22 protein-coding genes are annotated in these 23108 nt (G+C 63.6%); 6 read left to right on the top strand and 16 right to left on the bottom strand.

Going from position 1 to position 23108, the window contains the following annotated elements:
- Nucleotides 1–38: 38 nt before the first annotated feature.
- The 9 genes from GN330_RS03460 to GN330_RS03500 form a co-directional block, all read right to left on the bottom strand.
- Nucleotides 39–446: a F0F1 ATP synthase subunit epsilon gene (locus GN330_RS03460; protein WP_156711257.1), complete on the bottom strand. Its 408-nt coding sequence runs from the start codon at nt 444–446 to the stop codon at nt 39–41.
- Nucleotides 447–544: 98 nt separating this feature from the next.
- On the bottom strand, nt 545–2110 hold the full coding sequence (atpD, locus tag GN330_RS03465) for a F0F1 ATP synthase subunit beta (RefSeq protein ID WP_156711258.1): 1566 nt from the start codon (nt 2108–2110) through the stop codon (nt 545–547).
- Between the two features lie 67 nt (nt 2111–2177).
- A complete protein-coding gene (locus GN330_RS03470) occupies nt 2178–3065 on the bottom strand; it encodes a F0F1 ATP synthase subunit gamma (RefSeq protein WP_156711259.1) in 888 nt (295 codons plus the stop codon).
- Nucleotides 3066–3084: 19 nt separating this feature from the next.
- Nucleotides 3085–4614, bottom strand: coding sequence for a F0F1 ATP synthase subunit alpha (gene atpA, locus GN330_RS03475; RefSeq protein ID WP_156711260.1), 1530 nt, complete (start codon nt 4612–4614; stop codon nt 3085–3087).
- Entirely contained in the window at nt 4614–5174 is a 561-nt protein-coding gene (locus GN330_RS03480) for a F0F1 ATP synthase subunit delta (RefSeq protein WP_343040225.1), read from the bottom strand. The genes atpA and GN330_RS03480 overlap by 1 nt, the downstream gene beginning before the upstream one ends.
- A 220-nt stretch (nt 5175–5394) precedes the next feature.
- Nucleotides 5395–5790 carry an AGROH133_08824 family phage infection protein gene (locus GN330_RS03485; RefSeq protein ID WP_156711261.1) on the bottom strand — a complete coding sequence of 132 codons (396 nt, stop codon included), beginning with the start codon at nt 5788–5790 and terminating at the stop codon, nt 5395–5397.
- A gap of 64 nt (nt 5791–5854) precedes the next feature.
- Nucleotides 5855–6307: a hypothetical protein gene (locus GN330_RS03490; RefSeq protein ID WP_156711262.1), complete on the bottom strand. Its 453-nt coding sequence runs from the start codon at nt 6305–6307 to the stop codon at nt 5855–5857.
- A gap of 88 nt (nt 6308–6395) precedes the next feature.
- Entirely contained in the window at nt 6396–6740 is a 345-nt protein-coding gene (locus tag GN330_RS03495; protein WP_156711263.1) for an ASCH domain-containing protein, read from the bottom strand.
- A gap of 77 nt (nt 6741–6817) precedes the next feature.
- Complete coding sequence (locus GN330_RS03500) at nt 6818–9001, bottom strand: primosomal protein N' (protein WP_156711264.1); 2184 nt, start codon at nt 8999–9001, stop codon at nt 6818–6820.
- A gap of 93 nt (nt 9002–9094) precedes the next feature.
- Here GN330_RS03500 and fsa point away from each other — a divergent pair, with 93 nt between their 5' ends.
- Nucleotides 9095–9748 carry a fructose-6-phosphate aldolase gene (fsa, locus tag GN330_RS03505; protein ID WP_156711265.1) on the top strand — a complete coding sequence of 218 codons (654 nt, stop codon included), beginning with the start codon at nt 9095–9097 and terminating at the stop codon, nt 9746–9748.
- 145 nt (nt 9749–9893) lie between these two features.
- On the opposite strand, the gene GN330_RS03510 is transcribed toward fsa, so the two are convergent.
- The 3 genes from GN330_RS03510 to leuS form a co-directional block, all read right to left on the bottom strand.
- Nucleotides 9894–10811, bottom strand: coding sequence for a 1-acyl-sn-glycerol-3-phosphate acyltransferase (locus GN330_RS03510; RefSeq protein ID WP_156711266.1), 918 nt, complete (start codon nt 10809–10811; stop codon nt 9894–9896).
- Nucleotides 10812–10901: 90 nt separating this feature from the next.
- Entirely contained in the window at nt 10902–11465 is a 564-nt protein-coding gene (gene lptE, locus GN330_RS03515) for an LPS assembly lipoprotein LptE (RefSeq protein ID WP_246188484.1), read from the bottom strand.
- Nucleotides 11452–14091, bottom strand: coding sequence for a leucine--tRNA ligase (leuS, locus tag GN330_RS03520; protein WP_156711267.1), 2640 nt, complete (start codon nt 14089–14091; stop codon nt 11452–11454). Before leuS ends, lptE begins: the two co-directional genes overlap by 14 nt.
- A gap of 138 nt (nt 14092–14229) precedes the next feature.
- Between leuS and GN330_RS03525 the strand changes: the two genes are divergently transcribed.
- Entirely contained in the window at nt 14230–14892 is a 663-nt protein-coding gene (locus GN330_RS03525; RefSeq protein WP_156711268.1) for a YggS family pyridoxal phosphate-dependent enzyme, read from the top strand.
- 40 nt (nt 14893–14932) lie between these two features.
- On the opposite strand, the gene GN330_RS03530 is transcribed toward GN330_RS03525, so the two are convergent.
- Nucleotides 14933–15205 (bottom strand): usg protein, encoded by a 273-nt coding sequence (locus tag GN330_RS03530; RefSeq protein ID WP_156711269.1) that lies wholly within the window; start codon nt 15203–15205, stop codon nt 14933–14935.
- A gap of 240 nt (nt 15206–15445) precedes the next feature.
- Here GN330_RS03530 and GN330_RS03535 point away from each other — a divergent pair, with 240 nt between their 5' ends.
- The 4 genes from GN330_RS03535 to GN330_RS03550 all read left to right on the top strand — a co-directional run bounded on the left by GN330_RS03535 (nt 15446) and on the right by GN330_RS03550 (nt 20182).
- A complete protein-coding gene (locus GN330_RS03535) occupies nt 15446–16435 on the top strand; it encodes a sterol desaturase family protein (RefSeq protein ID WP_156711270.1) in 990 nt (329 codons plus the stop codon).
- Complete coding sequence (locus GN330_RS03540; protein WP_156711271.1) at nt 16435–17607, top strand: acyltransferase family protein; 1173 nt, start codon at nt 16435–16437, stop codon at nt 17605–17607. Before GN330_RS03535 ends, GN330_RS03540 begins: the two co-directional genes overlap by 1 nt.
- Before the next feature lie 107 nt (nt 17608–17714).
- Nucleotides 17715–19670, top strand: a complete 1956-nt coding sequence (acs, locus tag GN330_RS03545) for an acetate--CoA ligase (protein WP_156711272.1) — start codon at nt 17715–17717, stop codon at nt 19668–19670.
- A gap of 155 nt (nt 19671–19825) precedes the next feature.
- Nucleotides 19826–20182, top strand: a complete 357-nt coding sequence (locus GN330_RS03550; protein WP_156711273.1) for a hypothetical protein — start codon at nt 19826–19828, stop codon at nt 20180–20182.
- A 447-nt stretch (nt 20183–20629) separates the two neighbouring features.
- On the opposite strand, the gene GN330_RS03555 is transcribed toward GN330_RS03550, so the two are convergent.
- The 3 genes from GN330_RS03555 to GN330_RS03565 all read right to left on the bottom strand — a co-directional run bounded on the left by GN330_RS03555 (nt 20630) and on the right by GN330_RS03565 (nt 23055).
- Nucleotides 20630–21988 (bottom strand): vWA domain-containing protein, encoded by a 1359-nt coding sequence (locus tag GN330_RS03555; protein ID WP_156711274.1) that lies wholly within the window; start codon nt 21986–21988, stop codon nt 20630–20632.
- Nucleotides 21989–22257: 269 nt separating this feature from the next.
- On the bottom strand, nt 22258–22653 hold the full coding sequence (locus GN330_RS03560) for a thermonuclease family protein (protein ID WP_246188485.1): 396 nt from the start codon (nt 22651–22653) through the stop codon (nt 22258–22260).
- 171 nt (nt 22654–22824) lie between these two features.
- A complete protein-coding gene (locus GN330_RS03565) occupies nt 22825–23055 on the bottom strand; it encodes a DUF1674 domain-containing protein (RefSeq protein ID WP_156711276.1) in 231 nt (76 codons plus the stop codon).
- Nucleotides 23056–23108: the final 53 nt, after the last annotated feature.

Genomic DNA, 23108 nt, shown 5'->3' on the forward strand with positions numbered 1-23108 from the left:
ATATGACTCAATGGCGCGTGCCCGGCACTCTCGCCGCCTTATGCCGGCAGGATCGCACGCTCCAGCGTGGTGAGTTGGGCCAGATAGGCCTCGGCCCTTGTGCGGACTTCCTCGTTCTTGGCATCGGACACGTCCTCGCGCGCATCCTGGATGCGGCGAGTGAGCGCCTCGCGGTCGATGTCGTCGACATGGGTCGCCGATTCGGCCAGCAAGGTGCAGGCTTCCGGCAGAATGTCGGCGAAACCGCCGAAAACCACATAGCGATCGGACTTGCCGGCCGCTGTCTTGACCGTCACCACACCCGGCTGGACGGTGGTCATGACCGGTGCATGCTTGGCCATTACCGTCATTTCACCATCCGCGCCCGGAACGACGACAGATTCGACGTCTTCCGAAACCAGAAGCCGCTCGGGGGAGACGAGTTCAAACTTAAATGCTTCAGCCATAAAACCCAGCACATGGCGAACCGTAGGCGGCGGGACGCTGTTCGGCCAATCGGCCGGTCACGTCCTTTTCCTCCGCCCGCGTCGCGCCACTCCCTTTCCTACGCCGCTTCCGCGGCGAGTTTCTTGCCCTGTTCGACAGCTTCCTCGATCGTGCCGACCATGTAGAAGGCCGCCTCGGGAAGGTGATCGTATTCACCCTCGCACAGTCCCTTGAAGCTCTTGATCGTATCCGCAAGGTCGACAAACTTGCCCGACTTGCCGGTGAACACCTCGGCCACAAAGAACGGCTGCGACAGGAAGCGCTCGATCTTGCGCGCGCGCGCAACCGTCAGCTTGTCCTCTTCCGAGAGCTCGTCCATGCCCAGAATGGCGATGATGTCCTGCAGCGACTTGTAGCGCTGGAGGATCTCCTGCACCTGCCGCGCCACACCGTAATGCTCGTCGCCGACGATCCGCGGATCGAGCATGCGCGAGGTGGAGTCGAGCGGATCGACGGCCGGGTAGATGCCCTTTTCCGAGATCGCGCGCGACAGAACGGTCGTGGCGTCGAGGTGGGCGAACGAGGCCGCGGGCGCCGGGTCGGTCAAATCGTCGGCCGGCACGTAGATTGCCTGCACCGAGGTGATCGAGCCCTTCTGGGTGGTGGTGATGCGCTCCTGCAGCGCGCCCATGTCGGTGGCGAGCGTCGGCTGGTAGCCCACCGCCGAGGGGATGCGGCCGAGCAGCGCCGACACTTCCGAGCCCGCCTGGGTGAAGCGAAAGATATTGTCGACGAAGAACAGCACGTCCTGGCCCTGATCGCGGAAATGCTCGGCGACCGTCAGCCCGGTCAGGCCGACGCGCGCGCGCGCGCCGGGCGGTTCGTTCATCTGGCCGAACACCAGCGCGCATTTGGAGCCTTCGGTCGAGCCATTGTTCTTGTGCGGGTCCTTGTTGACGCCCGATTCGATCATCTCGTGATAGAGGTCGTTGCCCTCGCGGGTACGCTCGCCGACACCGGCGAACACCGAATAGCCGCCATGCGCCTTGGCGACGTTGTTGATCAGCTCCTGGATCAGAACCGTTTTGCCCACGCCGGCGCCGCCGAACAGGCCGATCTTGCCGCCCTTGGCGTAAGGTGCGAGCAGATCGACGACCTTGATGCCGGTGATCAGGATCTCGGCTTCCGTCGACTGGTCGATATAGGCGGGCGCAGGCTGGTGGATGGCACGCGTACCGTCCCCCTTGACCGGGCCGGCCTCGTCGATCGCCTCGCCGACCACGTTCATGATGCGACCAAGCGTGGCATCGCCCACCGGAACCGCGATCGGAATACCGGTGTCGCGCACCGCCTGCCCGCGCACCAAACCCTCGGTGGAGTCCATGGCGATGCAGCGCACGGTGTTTTCACCCAGATGCTGCGCCACCTCGAGCACGAGCCGGTTGCCCTGGTTCTCGGATTCCAGCGCGTTGAGGATCGCCGGCAGCTCGCCGTCGAAGGAAACGTCGACAACCGCGCCGATGACCTGATGGATACGGCCGGTCGCGGCACCGGCGGCCTTCTTGGTGGCTGCCGCCTTGGTGCTGGCGGTCTTGGCCGCCGGCTTCCGTGCCGCGGCAGGCTTCGCCGCAGCCTTGGAGGCGGATGCGGCCGTCGTCTTCTTGGGGGTCGCTGCTTTCGCCATCTTCTTGTGCCTCTTCGATCCTTATGTTCGAGACGCCACGCCGCCGCATTCGGGCGGCGCCGCGCGCCTAGAGCGCTTCTGCGCCCGAAATGATCTCGATCAGTTCCTTGGTAATCTGCGCCTGACGCTGACGGTTGTAGGTAATCGTCAGCTTGTTGATCATGTCGCCGGCATTGCGCGTGGCATTGTCCATCGCGCTCATCTTGGCGCCCATCTCGCCGGCCGCGTTCTCCAACAGGGCTGAAAAGACCTGCACCGCGATGTTGCGCGGGATGAGATCGCTGAGCAGTTCTCCCGCATCCGGCTCGTATTCGTAGACCCCGCCGCCATTCGACACGGCGTCACCAGCCGCGGGCTCCGCCGCGGGTTTGGCCGGAATGAGCTGCTGCGCGGTCGGGATCTGGCTGATCACCGACTTGAACTGCGAATAAAACAGCGTGCAGACGTCGAACTCGCCGGCGTCGAACAGCGAGATCACCTTCCTGGCGACGCCGTCGGCATGGGCGAAGCCGATCTGCTTGGCTTCGCGCAGATCGACGCGCTCGATGATCAAGTTTGCGTAGTCGCGGCGAAGGATGTCGTAGCCCTTCTTGCCCACGCAAATGATCTTGACGGTCTTGCCCGCACTCAGGAGCTTGCGCGTGTGCTCGCGTGCCAGACGCGCGATCTGCGAATTGAAGGAGCCGCACAGGCCGCGTTCGGCCGTGCACACGACGAGCAGATGCACGTCGTCCTTGCCCGTTCCCGTCATCAGCGGCGGGGCGTCGGTGCCGGACACCGCATTGGCGATGTTGGCGAGCACGACGGCCATGCGCTCGGAATAGGGCCGCGCTGCTTCGGCCGCCTCCTGCGCGCGACGCAGCTTCGCCGCGGCGACCATCTGCATCGCCTTGGTGATTTTCTGCGTCGCCTTCACGGAGGCGATGCGGTTGCGGAGGTCCTTGAGTGACGCCATAACGCGGGTTCCGTCAGCCTCAGGCGAAGTTCTTCGCGAAGGCGTCGATCTGCGCCTTCAGCTTGTCGCGCAGATCGTCCGACAGCGCCTTTTCCTTGCGGATGGCGTCCAGAACGCTCTTGCCCTCGGTGCGCAGATGGGTCAGCAGGCCCTGCTCGAACCGGCCGACATCGGCGATCGCGAGCTTGTCGAGATAACCCTGCGTACCGGCGAAGATCACCGCAACCTGCTCTTCGGTCTTGAGCGGAGAGAACTGCGGCTGCTTCAGAAGCTCGGTCAGGCGCGCGCCGCGGTTGAGAAGGCGCTGCGTCGCGGCGTCGAGGTCGGAACCGAACTGGGCGAACGCGGCCATCTCGCGATACTGGGCGAGCTCGCCCTTGATCGAGCCGGCAACCTGCTTCATCGCCTTGATCTGGGCCGAGGAGCCAACGCGCGACACCGAAAGGCCGACATTCACGGCCGGACGGATGCCCTGGAAGAACAGATTGGTCTCCAGGAAGATCTGGCCGTCGGTGATCGAGATCACGTTGGTCGGGATATAGGCCGAGACGTCGTTGGCCTGGGTCTCGATGATCGGCAGCGCGGTCAGCGAACCGGCGCCGTTGTCGTCGTTCATCTTGGCCGCGCGCTCGAGCAGGCGAGAATGCAGGTAGAAGACGTCGCCCGGATAGGCTTCGCGGCCGGGCGGACGGCGCAGCAGCAGCGACATCTGGCGATAGGCGACCGCCTGTTTCGACAGATCGTCATAGGCGATCACGGCATGCTTGCCATTGTCGCGGAAATATTCGCCCATCGCACAGCCGGCGAACGGCGCCAGGAACTGCATCGGTGCCGGATCGGACGCGGTCGCCGCGATCACGATCGAATATTCGAGCGCGCCGCGCTCTTCCAGCACCTTGACGAACTGGGCCACGGTGGAGCGCTTCTGGCCGACGGCGACATAGACGCAATAGAGCTTCTGGCTTTCGTCGTCGCCGTCATTGAGCGGCTTCTGGTTCAGGAACGTGTCGAGAACGATGGCGGTCTTGCCTGTCTGGCGATCGCCGATAATCAGCTCGCGCTGGCCACGACCGACCGGGATCAGCGCGTCGATGGCCTTCAGGCCGGTCGACATGGGCTCGTGCACCGACTTGCGCGGAATGATGCCGGGCGCCTTGACGTCGACGCGGCGACGTTCGGCCGCCTTGATCGGGCCCTTGCCGTCGATCGGATTGCCGAGTGCGTCGACGACGCGACCGAGTAGGCCCGGGCCCACCGGAACGTCAACGATGGCGCCGGTCCGCTTGACGGTGTCGCCTTCCTTGATGTCGCGGTCGTTGCCGAAGATCACAACGCCGACATTGTCGCTTTCCAGGTTCAGCGCCATGCCGCGAATGCCGCCGGGGAACTCGACCATCTCGCCGGCCTGCACATTGTCGAGCCCGTAGACGCGAGCGATACCGTCACCCACGGAGAGCACCTGACCGACCTCCGATACTTCGGCCTCCTTGCCGAAATTCTTGATCTGGTCCTTGAGAATTGCGGAGATTTCCGCGGCCCGGATATCCATCAGCCGACCTCTTTCAGTGCAAGCTTGAGCGAATTGAGTTTGGTTTTGAGCGATGTATCGATCTGCCGCGAGCCGATCCTCACGACAAGCCCCCCGAGCAGCGAGGGATCGACGGTCAGATTGACCACCACATCCTTGCCGGCGACGCCTTTCAGCGTCGTTTCCAGCTCCTTGCGCTGCGCGGCTGTCAGATCATGCGCCGAGGTAACATCGGCGGCCACCTCGCCACGATTCTCGGCGGCGATGCGGCGGAACGCCTCGATCATGCCCGGAACGGCGAAAAGCCGACGGTTTCTGGCGACGACCCGAAGGAAATTGGCGAAAAGCCCACCGACCTTGGCCTTCTCGACGATGGCGGAAACAGCCTTGAACTGGTCGTCGGCCGAAAAGACCGGACTCTCGATCAGGCGGCGCAGATCCTCGCTGCCGGCAAGAAGCGCCTCGAATTCGCCCAACTCCTTTTCGATGTGCGAAACCGCATCGGCCTCAAGCGCCAGATCGAAAAGCGAGCCCGCATAGCGCTCGGCGACGTTGGAAACGGGTGAGTTAGACTGTGCCACGAACGGTCTTCTCTTCCTGGGAAGGCCGCAAGTTTTTTGCGCAAGCGTGAGAAGCCGGCTAAACCTTTGACCTTATTGATAAATCCCGACCGCTACGGCATCCGCGCCATATCCCCCGGTCGAAAGTCGCTTGCCGTCTAGCACACGCTTCCGTGACTCGCAACAACCCGAGACATCGCCGTTCCGGCACTATTGTCGCATCCGCGCCGTCAGTCGGCAATCACACCATGAAACCGAATACGAAGGCGAGCGGCAAGGCCGCCAGTACCAACTCCACGACGAGGCGCACCCAATTGAAGACCGTGCCGCCCCTGTCCGACAACATGGAGATGATACGGCCGAAGGCGGTGAGCAGCCAACATAGGCCGAGCGTCATATAGATAAATGGCTGGGCAAGCAGGATCGCACACAGCCCGACCCCAAGATAGAAGCCGGCCATGGTGGCCCGGGCTTCCGACACCGCCTCGGGATGGTCGGCCGCCGTTTCAAGCCGCAGCAGTCGGAACGACAGGCGCGGCGCGAACAAAAGGACGAGGCCGAAAAAAACCGTGATCGCCGCGGCACTCCAGGCGAGCCACTCGCCATTGCTGGTCGGCATTGGAAAAGCGAAATCCATCAAATCCCCCCGGAATGTCGTGGCGGGACTTGACCCACCGCCGAGCATCTCAACCGCCCCACATTCACACCCCGCAATCGCCCTGGAAGGCGACCGTCTCGGATCCGTAGGGGCCCGCGACTGCGATCGTGCCTGTATAACCGGTCGATTCGGTCCCTGCCTCGCCGGCCGTCATCGTGACGACGACATCGTGTTGGGACGCTCCCAGACTGCGATAGCGTCTTTCCTCGCCGGTCTCCACTTTCGTGGCCGACACCAGTTCGAGCTGCCGCAATTGATGGCCGAGCGCGATGAAGCCGGTTTCCGGATAGGGCTCGTGCAGGCTGTCTTTCTGCGTGAAAAAGACGAAGCGCCAGCTCTCGGGATCGTTGAAATTGAAGCCGTGATCCTTGCGCCAGAACGTGCAATAGCTGTCGATATGGGGCCAATGAATATCGGTCACGACCGGCTGGTTCGCGGCCGCCGGCGCGGCGGCCAGTAGGGCAGATCCGGCAAGCGCCCGTGCCAGGAACTTCATCGATATCCTCCCCGTTTCCAGCGCGACTTTGACAGAAGCGATCGCCAATGCAAACCGTCGCCGGACACCGGTGCAACGCATTCTACGGTCAATCGCGGCTCCGCGTCCTGCACCCGGCCGGCTGCGACGGCGGCAGATGCTCGATCACCTCGACCACGTCGTCGAGCCCGATGTCGGGATAGTGCTCGCGCATGCCGGCGAGCATGACCGGGTCGGGCCATTCGTCCTTTCTGCCGACGAAGGCGGCGGCCGCGCGCAGCGGCATTCTGGTCACCCGGGTCACCTCGACCACCAAGGTGCGTTTCGGCGCGCCCTGGCAGGCATAAATCATCGGACCCGGCCTGATCGGCGTTTCGCGCCAGCGGATCGTCGAGCGTTTCGCACCGCTTTCGATCTGCGGAAACAACCGCGCCACGACTTCGAGCTTCTGCATGCCGGGTCTTCTCCGCTCCGGTCGCGACGGGTTATGCCTGTCGGCAACATTTCGCAGGTCCGATGGCCGGCCCGTTCCTACAAAAAACTCTGCGGGTCGATGTCGATCTGAACCCGGACCGAACCGCGCGGCGACGGCCCCGCCTTGACCATCGCCCGCAGGAAGGCCTGCAGATCGGCGCGCAGTCCACCCTGCACCATGAGCCGGAACCGGTAGCGGCCCGCGACGAGGGACAGCGGCGCCTCCGCCGGGCCGAGCACGACGATCCCGGCGTCTCCGGGCGCGACGCGACGCAGCGCGCGCGCATGCCCCTCCGCTTCCGCGCGGGTTGCTGCGCTGACGATAATGCCGGCAAGCCGGCCGAAGGGAGGCAGGCCGGCGCGCTCGCGCTCGGCCGTCTCGCGTTCGTAAAAGGTCTCCCAGTCTCCAGAGACGATCGCCCGCATCACCGGATGGTCGGGCTGGTAGGTCTGCAAGAGGCCGAGGCTCTTCTTGCCGGTGCGCCCGGCCCTGCCGGTAACCTGGGACAGGAGCTGAAAAGTGCGTTCGGCCGCGCGCGGATCGCCATTGGCAAGGCCCAGATCGGCGTCGATGACCCCGACCAGCGTCAGGTTGGGGAAATTGTGCCCCTTGGCGACGAGCTGGGTGCCGATCACGATATCGGCCTCGCCCTTTTCGATCGCCTCCAGTTCCAGCCGCAGCCGCCGTACGCCGCCGGCAAGGTCGGACGACAGCACGATCGAGCGCGCATCGGGAAAATGCGACACAACTTCCTCCGCGATCCGCTCCACCCCCGGCCCGCAGGCGACGAGATGATCGAGCGCGCCGCAGGAAGGGCAGGCTTCGGGGCGCTGTTCGGCGTAACCGCATTGATGGCACAAAAGCTGACCGCGAAACCGATGCTCAACCAGCCAGCTCGAACAATCCGGGCACTGGAAGCGGTGTCCGCACACCCGGCACAGCGTCAGCGGCGCATAGCCGCGGCGATTGAGGAACAGCAGCGATTGTTCGCCGCGCCGCCAGGTCTTGGCGATTTCGTCGATCAGCACCGGCGACAGGAAACCGCCGCGCGCCGGCGGATTGCGGCGCAGGTCGACCGTGCCGAGCTCGGGAAGTGCGGCCTCGGCGAAGCGGGCGGGAAGCGCGACGCGCCGGTAGCGGCCCTGCTGGGCATTGTAACGGCTTTCGATCGACGGCGTGGCGGAGGCCAGCACCACCGGATGGCCGCCGAGATGACCGCGCACCACCGCCATGTCGCGGGCACTGTAGAACACCCGGTCTTCCTGCTTGTAGGACGGGTCGTGCTCCTCGTCGACGACGATCAGGCCGAGATCGCGAAACGGCAGGAAAAGCGCCGAGCGCGCGCCGGCCACCACGCGGACCTGGTTTTCGGCCACCTGCCGCCAAACCCGTTCGCGCATGCGCGGCGGCAGATCGGAATGCCATTCGGCCGGCTTGGCGCCGAAGCGATCCTGAAACCGCTCCAGGAAGGCGTGGGTGAGCGCGATTTCCGGCAGCAGGATCAGCACCTGTCGGCCTTGACGGATGGCCGCCGCGACCGCCTCGAAATAGACTTCCGTCTTGCCAGACCCCGTCACGCCGTCGAGCAGGCAGACGCCGAAGCCGCCCTTCTCGGCCATGTCGCGCAAGACCCGGCCGGCCCCGATCTGGTCGGCAGACAGATCCGGCTGCTTGAAGGCGGGATCCGGTTCGGCCACCACCGGCTGCGGCGGCAAAACGATGTCTTCGAAGACGCCTTGCGCCTTGAGCCCGTCGATCACGCTCGCCGACACGCCCGCGGCCCGCGCCAGTCCGGGCCGGGTCCAGCCGGAGCCGGTCTCGGCGATCTCCAATACGCGGCCGCGCGCCGCCGTCATACGGTCGGGCAAGCATTCGGTGCGGGCGATGCCGTTAACCGGCGGTTCCGGATCGAGCGCGGCGGGCGCACGCAAAAACATGCGCGCCACCATGCCGGGCGGTGTCATCGTGTATTGTGCGATCCAGGCGATGAACCGCAGGCTTTCGCCCGGCAGCGGCGGACAATCAAAAACCGCCGAGATCGGCCGCAGCTTCCTGGCGTCGACGGCGCCGGCCGGCTGATCCGACACGATGGCAGCGATTTCGCGCGGCCCCAGCGGCACGCGAACGATCGAGCCCGGCACGACGGTCATATCGTCGGGCACCGCATAGGAATAGGGCGTCTCCGTCGGAACCGGCACGAGCACCGGCACGACCGCCTGGCGGGGCGAATCTTGTTTCATGGCGCGTGACCTTGCCCCGACTTTCGTCTAGATCAAAGCCCGACACGACGGACGGCGCCAGGCCGCCGCAGAAAATTCGCTAAGGAGACGGTCATGAAGTTTTTTGTCGACACCGCCGACGTGAAGGATATCCGCGAGCTGAACGAATTGGGTCTCCTCGACGGCGTCACGACCAACCCTTCGCTGATCATGAAGGCCGGTCGCGACATCAAGGAAGTCACCAAGGAAATCTGCGACATCGTCGACGGCCCGGTTTCGGCCGAGGTCACGGCAACCGAATTTACTGCGATGATGAAGGAAGCCGACATTCTGTCGAAGATTGCCGACAATATCTGCATCAAGGTGCCGCTCACCTTCGACGGGCTGAGGGCCTGCAAGGCGATTACCTCCGACGGCCGCAAGGTCAATGTCACCCTGTGTTTTGCGGCCACCCAGGCGCTGTTGGCCGCCAAGGCGGGCGCCACCTTTATTTCACCCTTCATCGGCCGCATCGACGACATGGGGGTAGACGGGATGGAGCTGATTTCGGAAATCCGCACCATCTATGACAATTACGATTTCAAGACCGAAATCCTCGCCGCCTCGGTGCGTACGGTCAACCACGTCAAGCAGGCGGCCCTGATCGGCGCCGATGTCGCCACGGTGCCGCCGGCGACGCTGCGCGCCCTGGTTAAGCATCCGCTGACCGACAAGGGTCTGGACGCCTTCCTGGCCGACTGGGCCAAGACCGGCCAGAAGATCGGGTAATCCCCGCGCCGGCTGCGTGGATCGCCGGGCTGCGGCCCGGTATCGCGCCTGTGCCCTTATGCGAAGCCAGTTTCCTTGCGCCAGCGAACGGTCCTGGCGCGATGAATGCCGCCGGGACCCCTTTCTCAACCAGCCGTGGCCCGGTCTACGCGGTGACGGGCGCGTCGAAGGCGGCCTCGGGATCGGCCGCGAGTCGATGCACGGCATGCTCCTGGAGCCGCGCGGTCAGCTCGGTCGCATCGCCGTCGAGCGCGTCCGGCGGTATCGGCTTGCCGAATCTGATCGAGAAGTGAAACCGCTTCTTGTTCAAAAGCTCGTGGAACAGCGTCATGTCGCGCAGTTCCGTCGAGTATTTTCCGAGAAAATAAAACAGTCCCGAATTGCGCGCGGTTATGTGGACCGGCATGATCGGCGTGTCGAAGCGGCGCGCCAACGCGACCGCCGAGGTCTGCCAGGGGCGTTCGGTGAGGTGGCCCTCGTGCCAGTAGGCGATGCGGCCGGCGGGAAACAGCACCACCGCCCTTTCGGCCGCGAAGGCGCGCGCTGTCATTTCCAGCGTATCCCGGCTCTTTGCGTGCGATTTTTCGCCCGCACGCCATTCGACCGGGATGATGACGTCTCGGAAACCCTGCGCGACACGCAAGGCGTCCCGATTCGCAAAGAAGACGAGGTCGCCGCGAAGGCGCCTCAGCGCATCGTACATGGCGACGCCGTCGGCGATGCCGGTGGGGTGATTCGGTGCGATGATGACCGAGCCTTCACACGGAAGATTCTCGAGGCCAGCAACGTCGATGTCCAGCGACAGCAGTCCGCTAATATGTTCGAAAGCCTCGCGCCCGCCCATCGCCGCGATCCGGTCGGCCATGCGCACGGCCTCGCGATAGTGAAACGCGCGGTAGAGAAGCGGCTTGAACACCGGCCACAGCGGATTGCGGGACAGGTTGACCGTGCGCTCTTCGATGAGTTGGTCGATGATATGGGCGTCGCCGTCAGACATGAGACCGTAGAGGGCGCGCCCCCCGATGAGCTTGGCGATAGAGGACGGCGACGTCGGCGTATCCATGGTCATCCACTCCGGTCGACCTTGTTTGGCCAAACTCTGTGACGCAAGAATGACGCCCGCCCGCAATAGGCGCCTGTACGTCCTGAACGCTCAATCCGCCGGAAGGTTCTCCAAATCCTGGGCAAGCGCGACCCGAAGCATTTCCGCCAGTTCCCGGGCGGCGCGGTTTTCGGCGTCGCGCTCGGCGCGCACCGCGGCGAATTCCTGTCGCGGCTTGTCGAAGGAGGCGTTGACCGAGCGCCTTCCGTTGGCAACGGCCTTGCCGGTCTCCGCGTCGATCAACTTGTAGCGCGACGACATGACCACCGCGCCGGCCGTCGGTTCATTCTCGCGCGCCACCTGGACGGAAGCCGAATTGCGGAAGGTCGAGGTAACGTTGAGATCGAGCAGATAGCGTGGGTTCGCCGGCTGGCCGGCGCCGCCGTTGAGGCCGAAGATCAGATGATTGCGCACCTCCTGCGCATAGCGGCTGGTGACAGGGTTGACCGCGATCGACCCGAGCCCGCCACCACCGCCGATCGACCCGGACGCTTCGCCGTAGAGCGGCCGCACGGTGCAGGCGGACGCCACCAGCAGCACCGCCACCAGCGGCCCCAGAAGCAGGAGCCGCAGCAGGGGCCTGTCACTGGAGGGCATGAGCTCAAACGACGACATTGACGATTCTCCGCAGCACCACAATCACCTTGCGCGGCGCCTTGCCGTCAAGCGCCTTTGTCACGACGTCCAGATCGAGGGCCGCCCGTTCGACGGCAGCTTGATCCGCGTCGCGGGCAATTGTCAAATCGCCCCGCTTCTTGCCGTTGATCTGCACGGGATAGGTGAATTGGTCGTCGACCACCAGCGCCGCGTCATAGGCCGGCCAGGCGCGTTCTCCGGCCAATCCGGCTTCGGAACCAGCGAGCGCGACCCAGCATTCCTCGGCCAGATGCGGCATCATCGGTGCGATCATCACGATGAGGAATTCGAGCGCCTCGCGCGCGGCACCGGCGACGGACGGATCGGCCTTGCCCTCGGCGACCGCCGCCAGCGGCGCCTGCAAGACGTTGGTCAGTTCGTAGAGGCGGGCGACAGCCTTGTTGAAGGCAAGCTTTTCGATGTCCTCGCCAACGGCCTTGACCGTCTTGTGCGCGGCCCTGGAAACCGCCACCGCCTCGCCGGTGCGCGCGGTCACCGGCCGCACGTCGCCAAGCAGCGGCGCGGCGCCCGACACCAGTCGCCACAAACGCTGCACGAAGCGATGCGCACCTTCCACGCCAGCCTCCGTCCAGATCACGTCGCGGTCGGGCGGCGAGTCGGACAGCATGAACCAGCGCGCCGTGTCGGCGCCGTAGCTGGCGATAATGTCATCGGGATCGACGACATTCTTCTTCGACTTCGACATTTTCTCGATCGGGCCGATGACCAGCTTCTCGCCGGTGGCGATCAGTGTCGCCTGGCGCGTGCCGCCGCCATCCTCGACCCTGATTTCGGCCGGCGTCACGAAACCGCCGGACCCCTTGTAGGTCTCGTGCACGACCATGCCCTGCGTGAACAGGCCTTCGAACGGCTCCTCGACGGCGTTCAGATGGCCGGTCGCCTTCATCGCGCGGGCAAAGAAACGCGAATAAAGCAGGTGCAGGATCGCGTGCTCGACCCCGCCGATATACTGGTTGACGGGCAGCCAGCCATCCTTGCCGTCGACATAGGCCAGCGTCGTCGGCCGTTCCGTATTCCAAGGATCGGTAAAACGGGCGAAATACCACGACGAATCGACGAAAGTGTCCATCGTGTCGGTGTCGCGCTCGGCCGCGCCGCCGCATTGCGGACAGGCGACGTGTTTCCAGTCCGAATGATGGTCGAGCGGGTTGCCGGGCTTGTCGAAACTGACGTCCATGGGCAGCTCGATCGGCAATTGTTCATCCGAGACCGGCAACGAGCCGCAGGCGGCGCAGTGGATCACCGGGATCGGACATCCCCAGTAGCGCTGGCGCGATATCAGCCAATCGCGCAGCCGGAACTGCACCTTGCGTTCGGCCATCGGGCGATTGCCCGAGGGAATCTTCTCCAGCCGCTGCGCGACCTTGTCGAAGGCCGCCTCGGGCTTCATGCCGTCGAGAAAGCGCGAATTGATCATCACCCCGTCGTCGACATAGGCCTCGTCGATGATCTGGAAGGTCGCCGCGTCCGCGCCCTCCGGCATCACCACCGGCACGACCGGCAATCCGTATTTGTTGGCGAAGTCGAGGTCGCGCTGATCGCCCGAGGGGCAGCCGAAAATCGCGCCGGTGCCGTAATCCATCAAAACGAAATTGGCGACATAGACCGGCAGCGTCCAGCTCTCGTCGAAAGGGTGGACGACGCGGATGCCGGTGTCGAAGCCCTTTTTCTCGGCGGTCTCCAGGGCGGCGACCGACGTGCCCATGCGCCGGCATTCCTCGCAGAACGCCGCCAGTTCGGAATTTGTCGCCGCCGCCTTCCTGGCCAGCGGATGGTCGGCAGCAATCGCCATGAACGAGGCGCCAAAAATCGTGTCCGGCCGCGTCGTATAGACCTCCAGCTCGGTTTCGCCCTGCGGCGCGGTTTCCGCCGCGAGCGGCCAGCGGATCAGCAGGCCTTCGGAGCGGCCGATCCAGTTCTGCTGCATCAACCGGACTTTTTCGGGCCAGCGCTCAAGCGTGTCGAGCCCGCCGAGCAGGTCCTGGCTCATCGACGAGATCTTGAAGAACCATTGCGTCAGGTCGCGCTGCTCGACCGGCGCGCCGGAGCGCCAGCCTCGCCCCTCGATCACCTGCTCGTTGGCGAGCACCGTCATGTCGACCGGATCCCAGTTGACCTTGGCCGATTTGCGTTCGACGAGACCCGCCTTCCAGAAATCGAGGAACATTTTTTGCTGATGCTTGTAGTAGGACGGATCGCAGGTGGCGAACTCGCGCGCCCAGTCGAGCGACAGGCCCATCGTCTTCAACTGGCCCTTCATCGTCTCGATATTGGCATAGGTCCAGTCGCGCGGATTGACCTTGTTGTCGCGCGCCGCGTTCTCGGCCGGCAGGCCGAAGGCGTCCCAGCCCATCGGATGCAGCACGTTGTGGCCCGTCGCCCGCTTGTAGCGCGCCACCACGTCGCCCATCGTGTAGTTGCGCACATGCCCCATATGAATGCGGCCCGACGGATAGGGGAACATCTCCAGCACGTAGTATTTCGGGCGTGGATCGTCGTTTTTCGTCTCGAACAGCTTTCGCTCGGACCACACTTTCTGCCAGCGTGGTTCTGAGACGCGGGGATTGTATCGCTCGGTTGCCATGACCGGTATTTCACTTAAGACAGGATGCTGGAATATGTCGGGGCGGACCTTCACCACGGTTTGGTGAAGGCGTCAACTCCGGCACGGCGCCGCATGCGGCAACGGCCGGGGTCGGGATTACGAATTCAAGGGCATAACATGGACAACGTCATCACCAGGCTTGCCGCCGTCAGGGCCGAAATCGCCAGTGCGGAGGAAGAAAACGACCGGCCCGCCGGGTCGGTGACGCTGGTGGCCGTTTCCAAGACCTTCGACGCCGCCGCGATCCGCCCGGCGATCGACGCCGGCCAGCGCGTGTTCGGCGAAAACCGGGTCCAGGAGGCGCAGGCCAAATGGCCGGCACTGAAGTCAGAGTTCGCCGATATCGAGCTGCGCCTGATCGGCCCGCTGCAATCCAACAAGGCCAGAGACGCGGTGGCGCTGTTTGACGTGATCGAGACCGTCGACCGCGACAAGATCGCCGCCGAACTGGCCAAGGAGATCGCCAGGCAGGAGCGGCGGCCACGGCTTTATGTCCAGGTCAACACAGGCTCCGAGCCGCAAAAGGCCGGCCTCGACCCGCGCGAGGCCGTCGCCTTCGTGCACCGCTGTCGCGACACGCACGGGCTCGCCATCGAGGGCCTGATGTGCATCCCGCCCGTCGAAGACAATCCCGGCCCGCATTTCGCGCTTTTGGACAAGCTTGCGGGCGAAGCCGGGCTCGATCGCCTGTCGATGGGCATGTCGGCCGATTTCCGGCTGGCAATCGCCTTCGGCGCCACCAGCGTGCGTGTCGGATCGGCGATCTTCGGCACACGCTGAAACCGCGACCAGAGCCCTTTGCCGCCCGCTCCCGATGACGTCAGTGCAGCACGAGCTCGCCTTCGATGCTACGCCATTCGCTCGGCGCGATCAGCCGTTTGTGCGTATAGGCGATCGAGTGCAGCGGTCCGTCGAGCTTTTGCTTCCAGAAGTCGAGAAAGGCGCCGAGCACCGGAAAACGCGGCGCGATATCGTAGTCCTGCCAGACATAAGTCTGCAAAAGATGCGGGTGGTCGGGCATGTGGTAAAGGATGCGGGCCGTCGTCAGCCCGTATCCCTCGAGCATCAGCTTCAGTTCGGTTTTGTCATCCATGGCGAGCCCCTGGCACTCCGGTTCTCCTCCGCGAGCATATTGTGCGCCGCTTTGGTTAATGATTTCCTCAAATTCTCGTGGAGGCAAGAGCTATATCGTTTAATATCAATATCTTAGCAGCAAATCCGGTCGAGTGCTGACAGTCGGCCGGTCGGCCGCCGTGAGGTGGCTCGTCTCCTTAAGGCTTCCCTAACGTCCACCGCCTAGCCTTGGCCGGACTTACCGAACCCGGAGCCCGCCATGGAGTGGTTATCCAGTATCCTCGTCATCATGTTTGGGGACTTTACGCTCCGTTTGATGCCGATCTATCTGGGCTCGACGATCGCGATCGCCGCCGCGCTCTATCTTTGGCGTTTCGGCTGGCGCTCGGGTCCCGGCTTCGTCGCCTGGCTCGTGCCGCGCCATATCTATCTGCATCCCTCGCATATGGTCGATATCAAGCTGTTTGCGATCGGACACATTCTTGCGGTAGCCGGCGTTCTGAATCTCGTGATCATCCGCACGGCGGCGGCCGCCCTGACCGTGGCCGCGTTCGGCACATTTCTGCAAGTCTCACCCGGCACGACCGGCTGGAGCTTTGGCCAGATCGCGCTTGCGACTGTTCTGTTCGCGGTGGTGTCCGATTTCTGCACCTACTGGGTGCATCGGATCCATCACGACTATCCGGTGCTATGGCCGTTTCATTCCGTCCATCACAGCGCCGAAGTTCTGACCCCGGTTACGGTCTATCGCAAACACCCCGTCTACGACCTCATCTCGGACGCGTTCAGTTCGATGCTCATCGGCGCGGTCGCCGGCGTCCTGCTCGTGGCCATTTCGGCCGAAATCAGCATCGCATCGCTGGGCGGCGCGAACATCATCTTCGTCGTCTTCAACACAATCGGCGCCAATTTCCGTCACAGCCATATCTGGATCAGCTACGGCCCGGTGCTGGAACACATCTTCATCTCGCCCGCTCAACACCAGATTCATCACAGCCGAGCCGTGCTTCACCACGACAAGAACTATGGTGAAATTTTCGCCATCTGGGACTGGCTGTTCGGCACGCTCTATATCCCCGCGCGGGAAGAGCAGCTTGAATTCGGTCTCGCCGAGCGCGACGGCACGCCGGTGCCGCAGCCGCACCCGTCGCTGCGGCGGGCGCTCACCGACCCGGTCGCCCAAAGCTGGCATTCGCTGCGATCGCGGCTTTCCGCCGCGCCGGTGGTCGACAACCCGCCGGCGGAGTGATGAACCCGACCTTTTCCACCTATCTGGATATGGTTCGCTTCTGCGCGGCGGTGACAGTGCTCTTTTCACACTTCGCTTATGAACGCTTTTCGGGCGGCGATTTCATCTGGCTTCGCGAACTCAATCTCGGCAGCGATGCCGTCGTCGCCTTCTTCGTTCTATCCGGCCTGGTGATCGCCTATACCGGCACAGTGAAGGATCGCACCGCGTCCGCCTATCTCTTCAACCGTGCCACGCGCATCCTGTCCGTGGCCGTGCCGGCGCTGCTGGTTACATTCGCGCTCGATCGGCTCGGCGCCGCGATCGATCCGGCGGGATATGACGGCTGGTGGTACGAGCGGCAATCATTGCCGGCCATGCTCTGGCACGGCCTCAGCTTTTCCAGCGAATGGTGGATCCCCGGCGCGCGTCTGGGCACCAACGGTCCCTACTGGTCGCTGAGTTATGAAGTCGCCTATTATGCCCTGTTCGCGGCCGCGTTTTTCCTGACGGGCCCGTCGCGCATCATCGTGCTCGCCGCCCTTGCCATCCTCGTTGGCCTGAAAGTGCTGCTGCTGCTGCCGGTCTGGCTGCTCGGCGTTCTCGTATGGCGCTCGATCCGTCGCGGCCTTTATCCCCGGTCGACGGCGCTTGGCATTGCCATGATTGTGCTGCCGCCACTGGTCTATGGCTTATGTCTTATTTTCGACGCACCCGCGCATCTGTCGAACGTCACCACGCGAATGGCGGGTCTGGACGGAGCCAGCCTCGCGAAAATCCTCGGTTTCTCCGACGAATTTCTCTGGAATTCTCTGATTGGAGCGCTTTTCGCCACCCATCTTGTCGGCTTCGCCGGCTGGTGCGCCCGTCATGGCGGCGCGTGGCGGTCTTCAGTAGTCACCTGGTTCGCCGGCGCCAGTTTTTCGCTCTATCTCGTGCACTATCCGGCACTGCAGTTTTTCGACGCGATACTGCCCGGCGAAGCGAGCGAGGGCTGGCGTCAGCTTCTCATGCTTTGCGCCACGCTGATCGTGTGTTTGGTTTTCGCCCAGCTGTTCGAGCGGCCCCTGGGACGTCTCCGAAGACGGTGTCTGGCATTGGCGAAAGCGGCGCGCAACGTCCACCGAAGCGGCCGCCGCCAGGCAGGCATCGCTCGGCAGATCCGTGTTTGGCGAAACGAATCCAATGTCTAATGTTGTGCCCGCCGGGCGAATGGTAATAATGCCGCCGACGCGCCCGCGAGGCACAATCACGGCAGCGCAACGGCTTGCCGATCCCGGTTTGGAGGAATGAGGAAATAATGTCCGAGGTTCATGTTCACCGCGTTCAGGCCGCCTGGAAGAAGAATGCACTCATCGACAATGATACCTATCTGAAATGGTACCGCGACTCGATCAAGAATCCGGACAAATTCTGGGCCAAGCACGGTAAACGCATCGATTGGATGAAGCCCTTCACCAAGGTGAAGGAGACCTCCTTCACCGGCAAGGTCGCAATCAAATGGTTCGAGGATGGCCGCCTCAACGTCTCGGCCAATTGCATCGACCGCCATCTGAAGAAGCGCGGCGACCAGGTCGCGATCATCTGGGAAGGCGATAACCCCTACGACGACAAGAAGATCACCTATCGCGAGCTCCACGACCATGTGTGCCGGCTCGCCAATGTGATGAAGAAACACGGCGTCAGGAAGGGCGACCGCGTCACCATCTATATGCCGATGATCCCCGAGGCCGCCTATGCGATGCTGGCCTGCACCCGCATCGGCGCGGTCCATTCAGTCGTCTTCGGCGGCTTTTCGCCCGACGCGCTCGCCGGTCGGATCGTCGATTGCGAATCCACTTTCGTGATCACCGCCGACGAGGGCCTGCGCGGCGGCCGCACCATTCCGCTGAAGGAAAATACCGACAAGGCGGTTGCGATCGCTGCGAAGAACAAGGTCGACGTCAAGACCGTGCTGGTGGTGCGCCGCACCGCCGGCAAGACCGGCTGGCAGGACGGCCGCGATCTCTGGTATCACGACGAGGTTCGCACCGTTAAAGCCGAGTGCAAGCCGGAAAAGATGAAGGCAGAGGATCCTCTGTTCATCCTCTACACCTCCGGTTCGACCGGCCAGCCCAAGGGCGTCCTGCACACGTCGGGCGGCTATCTCGTCTACGCCGCGATGACGCATGAATACGTCTTCGACTACCATGACGGCGACATCTATTGGTGCACCGCCGATGTCGGCTGGGTCACCGGTCATTCCTACATCGTCTATGGACCGCTCGCCAACGGCGCGACCACGCTGATGTTTGAGGGCGTGCCGAACTACCCGACCGCATCGCGCTTCTGGGAGGTCGTCGACAAGCACCAGGTCAACATCTTCTATACCGCACCGACGGCGATCCGCGCCCTGATGGGCGCCGGCGACGACCTGGTGAAGAAGACATCCCGCAAATCGCTGCGCGTGCTCGGCTCGGTCGGCGAGCCGATCAATCCGGAAGCTTGGGAGTGGTATTACAAGGTCGTCGGCGAGGAAAAATGTCCGATCGTCGACACGTGGTGGCAGACCGAGACCGGCGGCATCATGATCACGCCTCTGCCAGGTGCGACCGAGCTCAAGGCCGGCTCGGCGACCCGGCCCTTCTTCGGCATCCAGCCCCAGCTCGTCGACAGTGACGGCAATGTGCTGGAGGGCGCGACCGACGGCAATCTGTGCATCGTCGATTCCTGGCCGGGCCAGATGCGCACGGTCTATGGCGATCATGAGCGTTTCGTGCAGACCTATTTCTCCTCCTATAAGGGCAAATATTTCACCGGCGATGGCTGCCGCCGCGACGCGGACGGCTATTACTGGATCACCGGCCGGGTCGACGACGTCATCAACGTGTCGGGCCACCGCATGGGCACGGCCGAGGTCGAATCGGCGCTGGTCGCGCACGACAAAGTGTCCGAAGCCGCCGTGGTCGGCTATCCGCACGACGTCAAGGGCCAGGGCATCTATTGCTACGTCACGCTGATGGCGGGCCAGACGGAAACGGAAGAATTGCGCACCGAGCTCGTCAAGCATGTGCGCTCGGAGATCGGCCCGATCGCCTCGCCCGACAAGATCCAGTTCGCCCCCGGCCTGCCCAAGACGCGTTCGGGCAAGATCATGCGCCGCATCCTGCGCAAGATCGCCGAGGACGATTTCGGCGCGCTGGGCGACACCTCGACGCTGGCCGACCCGGCGGTCGTCGACGACCTGATCCAGAAACGACAGAACAAGAAAGAATAGCTGCCTATGTCGCGTGATTGTGCCCGCCAGCAATAGTGGCAGACGGGGAAATGACCGAAAAGATGGTTCTCACGGCGATTTGATGGCCATCAAACTATATCGCCGTGATATTGAACGATTTCGCACAGCGAATGCGGCGAAGCCGGTTCAAGAAAATGAGAAAGCTCGGGAAACTGTTTCCTGTCGTCCTGCTCGCGATCCTGGCTTCGGGATGCGCTCAGCGGGTAACGTACTATCTGTCACAGGACGCGTACTACAAATTTGACGTCAAGTACGAGGACGACGGCTTCGCTGCCGACAGCGACCAGTTTGTTTATCGCCTCGACGACAAGGGAATGTGGCAGCGCATTTCTCAAAATTACGACAATCCCGAACTCCTGCAAACCGTCGCCACGGCGAGAACCCGCATTACGCCGGCGGCAGCCGAGACGGAGGCAAAGCGACGGCGTTGCGGCGCCGTAAGCCGGTGCGACGACGCGCCCGATGACAGTCGTGAAGGTGGTACACTTTAGATCGTAGCGATAGCCCTGTCGGCACGGCAGTCAGAAGCGGGGCTGTATCGAAAGCCGCGCGCCTGCACGTCGATTCTTGATTCACACGGCGGCCGAAGCCGCCCGGGCGACGCCGCCATCCTGCATGGCAGCGCGAGCGGACAGATATCCTGCGGCGGCATCGCCTGGGCGGAAGTACTTGTCATCAGCGCGGTGCGGCGCAGGACTTGCATTCGGGAACTTTCAACTCCACATTCGGCCCGTGTTCAACGAAACGAAAGGAGGTGATCCGATGTCGAGTGATTTCGTTTGCCGTAGTGTGGTTTCGGCGGATTGCCTTGTCGGGGAGCGGCCTTCCTGATCAGGGCGTGACGCGCGGCCGGTGATTGCGATCACCTCCAGCGACCGCGCTACGAACGGAAACACGGAGGGTCGCCTTGCCGGGCGGCCCTTTCCGTTTCAAAGGTTCTATTTGATGATCGCCAGCCGTTCGATATTGCTGGCGATCTCCTGAAAGGCGGCGTCGAGTTCCTGGCCGCTCGCCGCCTCGAAATAGTGCTGGATCGAACCCCGGTCGGGCGAGGCGCAGGCCTGCATGACCTGCTTGGCATTGCGTTCGCGCAACTGAAAGCCGACGGTGAAGATCTCGATCCCCTGCTTTTTCATTTCCTCGCAGAGCCTTTCGGCCTGGTTGCGCGAGCGGCGGGACTGACCGCCCTTTGTGGTCCCACCCCTGGGCACGCCGGCGAAGGCGGTGTTGAACTCGCCGTCGGTCATCAGGATGGCGAATTTGCCGACCTTCTTGGCATTGGACGCAAGTGGCCGCGACCCGGCGGGCAGCACATCCGCCCATTTGCGTGACAACATATACCAGCTCCACTGGATGCCGATATGGCCCGCCGTATGGCCGCTCGCACGGAACGCCCCGATCGTCGCCTTCAGTCGCGACGCGTCGGCGGTCAGCGGTTCCAATGCAGCCGAAGGGCAGAAGGCCAGCCGGTAGTCGCGATTGACCATAGCCTTGCGCGGCGATGCATCGGTGAATTGCTGCGCGCCCTTGCGTTCGGTCGCACAGGAATCGGGCCGGCGCGAACCGTCCAGCAGCAGACCCGTTTTACGCAGGCTGGCTGAGACGAACCCGTTGTCTTCCAGCACCGGCGGTTCGCCAGTGGTAAACCCCGCTTCCACATGCACCACCGGCGCCAGCACGCCGGTATTGACCGCGTCGGCATATGGCACGATTGCGAGGCGCACCCGCGGATCGGTCGCGTTCTGACCGGAAAGGAAGGTGTCGACGACATTGCTTGCGGCTGCCTGGAGGTCACGCAGCTTTCTCCCGCTCATCGAGCCGGTGATGTCGAGCATCATCGCAACCTCGATCTTGCGGTCGGAATAGAGTGCTGTCGATTCCACCTGGATCAGCCGCGACGCCGATGCCTTGAAGACGGGAAAGGCCAGATCGATCTCGGTGCTGGCCACCGCCGAAACGGTACGCGCCTGCCTGTCGATGGTCACCCTGTCGAGCGTGATCCGGTCTTGATTGGCGAAGCCCGTCGAACCATTCGCCTTCACGAAGGCAAGGACCAGCGCATCGACATCGTCCGGCGCGACCTTCCCGGTGGTGAGGTCGCGCGCCGTCGAGGTCACCGCTGAGTCGAGCGCGTTCGACAGGTTCGAGCGGGTCAGCGTAATTTGGGCCAGGTTCATCGCAAACCCGCCGCCGGCGACCAACGCCGACGCTACCGCGGCGGTCGCCAGGGCGAAATTGCCCGAACGGTCGGACCTGAATTCCCGCAGCCGACTGCAAAATCCCGTTCTGGCGCGCATGCCTGTCTTCCTCTGCAACGAATGGACGTGTCGCGAAGAGCCATGCAGGTTTCTTGCCAGAGGCACGGGCAAACCGGCCCGTTCCCGGCCTATCTTGCCAAGATACTGATTTCATTATCATTCGGTGGAAAACAGGGTTACCGCGCCGTTAACATCGATACGGGACAAAGACCGGGCTGGAAACCCGTGCCGGCCTGGTCGTCCGATCCCGGCGCCGCCGGCCGCCCCCTGTCCCGAAAGAACACAAATCACAACAGCGGCACCCGGCCTCAACACCATCCGTCCCGGCGTCCGCCGCTATAAGGCCGCACGACGGAGAGCGCCAGCAACGCCGGCGCGAGCGCGGTGCCGTCCAAGGTGGTCACGTCGGCCAGCACCCGGCCGTAATATTTACCGCCCGACACGTTGGAGATCGCGACCCACCCATGTCCGACTATCCCCTCGAGGGCGGCACGGGCAACGCGCGCGGCGCGGCGTTCGCGCCAACATCTGCTCTTAAGCTCCGGGGCGTCGATGCCGCGCAGGCGCACCGTGACCGCGAGCCGGTTCCCCGGCCACAACAGCGCCTCGGCTGAAAGTGTGTCGCCGTCGATCACTCTCACCACCCGCGCCTCGACGGGGCCGCGAAACATGTCGCCGGCCGCGAGCTGTGGCGCCCATGTCAAGACGGTCGCCGACTGAATCACGACGAGGAGGAGAAGGCGCAGACGATTGTGAGGTGCGGCAGGGACAAGCATGGTTGTAGGAATATATTCTTATATTCCCGTCAAACGCAAGGGCTGCGCGCAACCGTCGTGCAAAAAACCCCGACTGGCCGGCGTGATGCCGCCGAGCGCTCAGAAGTCCGTGGCGATGCCCTTGACCTCCCAGTCGCCGTAGCGGCCAGGTTCCAGCCCGCCGCGCCCGCCGATCTCGGACGGGCGTTCGGCTTCGCGTTGCTTGTATTCGGCGCGTCGCGCCTCGGCCTCGGCCAGCGCCCGGCGGGCCTGCGGCGACAGCGGCCTGGAAGTGTCTTCCGCCTCCATTCGGCGCTGCTGCGCGTCGTCTCGCCCGGTGCTGTCCGTCATGCGCGCCTCCGCGGAAAATATTGAAGTTGGCCGGCGACCCACCCATCATATAG

It is taken from the genome of Nitratireductor arenosus, assembly GCF_009742725.1.
In the GTDB taxonomy this organism is placed as follows: domain Bacteria; phylum Pseudomonadota; class Alphaproteobacteria; order Rhizobiales; family Rhizobiaceae; genus Mangrovimarina; species Mangrovimarina arenosa.

Coding starts and splice junctions, on each gene's coding strand:
- GN330_RS03510 (WP_156711266.1), bottom strand. CDS start 10,811: ATGGATACGCCGACGTCGCCGTCCTCTATCGCCAAGCTCATCGGGGGG.
- GN330_RS03525 (WP_156711268.1), top strand. CDS start 14,230: ATGGACAACGTCATCACCAGGCTTGCCGCCGTCAGGGCCGAAATCGCC.
- fsa (WP_156711265.1), top strand. CDS start 9,095: ATGAAGTTTTTTGTCGACACCGCCGACGTGAAGGATATCCGCGAGCTG.
- GN330_RS03490 (WP_156711262.1), bottom strand. CDS start 6,307: ATGAAGTTCCTGGCACGGGCGCTTGCCGGATCTGCCCTACTGGCCGCC.
- atpA (WP_156711260.1), bottom strand. CDS start 4,614: ATGGATATCCGGGCCGCGGAAATCTCCGCAATTCTCAAGGACCAGATC.
- GN330_RS03495 (WP_156711263.1), bottom strand. CDS start 6,740: ATGCAGAAGCTCGAAGTCGTGGCGCGGTTGTTTCCGCAGATCGAAAGC.
- GN330_RS03530 (WP_156711269.1), bottom strand. CDS start 15,205: ATGGATGACAAAACCGAACTGAAGCTGATGCTCGAGGGATACGGGCTG.
- GN330_RS03535 (WP_156711270.1), top strand. CDS start 15,446: ATGGAGTGGTTATCCAGTATCCTCGTCATCATGTTTGGGGACTTTACG.
- GN330_RS03540 (WP_156711271.1), top strand. CDS start 16,435: ATGAACCCGACCTTTTCCACCTATCTGGATATGGTTCGCTTCTGCGCG.
- GN330_RS03550 (WP_156711273.1), top strand. CDS start 19,826: ATGAGAAAGCTCGGGAAACTGTTTCCTGTCGTCCTGCTCGCGATCCTG.
- GN330_RS03470 (WP_156711259.1), bottom strand. CDS start 3,065: ATGGCGTCACTCAAGGACCTCCGCAACCGCATCGCCTCCGTGAAGGCG.
- atpD (WP_156711258.1), bottom strand. CDS start 2,110: ATGGCGAAAGCAGCGACCCCCAAGAAGACGACGGCCGCATCCGCCTCC.
- GN330_RS03565 (WP_156711276.1), bottom strand. CDS start 23,055: ATGACGGACAGCACCGGGCGAGACGACGCGCAGCAGCGCCGAATGGAG.
- leuS (WP_156711267.1), bottom strand. CDS start 14,091: ATGGCAACCGAGCGATACAATCCCCGCGTCTCAGAACCACGCTGGCAG.
- GN330_RS03555 (WP_156711274.1), bottom strand. CDS start 21,988: ATGCGCGCCAGAACGGGATTTTGCAGTCGGCTGCGGGAATTCAGGTCC.
- GN330_RS03485 (WP_156711261.1), bottom strand. CDS start 5,790: ATGGATTTCGCTTTTCCAATGCCGACCAGCAATGGCGAGTGGCTCGCC.
- acs (WP_156711272.1), top strand. CDS start 17,715: ATGTCCGAGGTTCATGTTCACCGCGTTCAGGCCGCCTGGAAGAAGAAT.
- GN330_RS03460 (WP_156711257.1), bottom strand. CDS start 446: ATGGCTGAAGCATTTAAGTTTGAACTCGTCTCCCCCGAGCGGCTTCTG.
- GN330_RS03500 (WP_156711264.1), bottom strand. CDS start 9,001: ATGAAACAAGATTCGCCCCGCCAGGCGGTCGTGCCGGTGCTCGTGCCG.
- lptE (WP_246188484.1), bottom strand. CDS start 11,465: ATGTCGTCGTTTGAGCTCATGCCCTCCAGTGACAGGCCCCTGCTGCGG.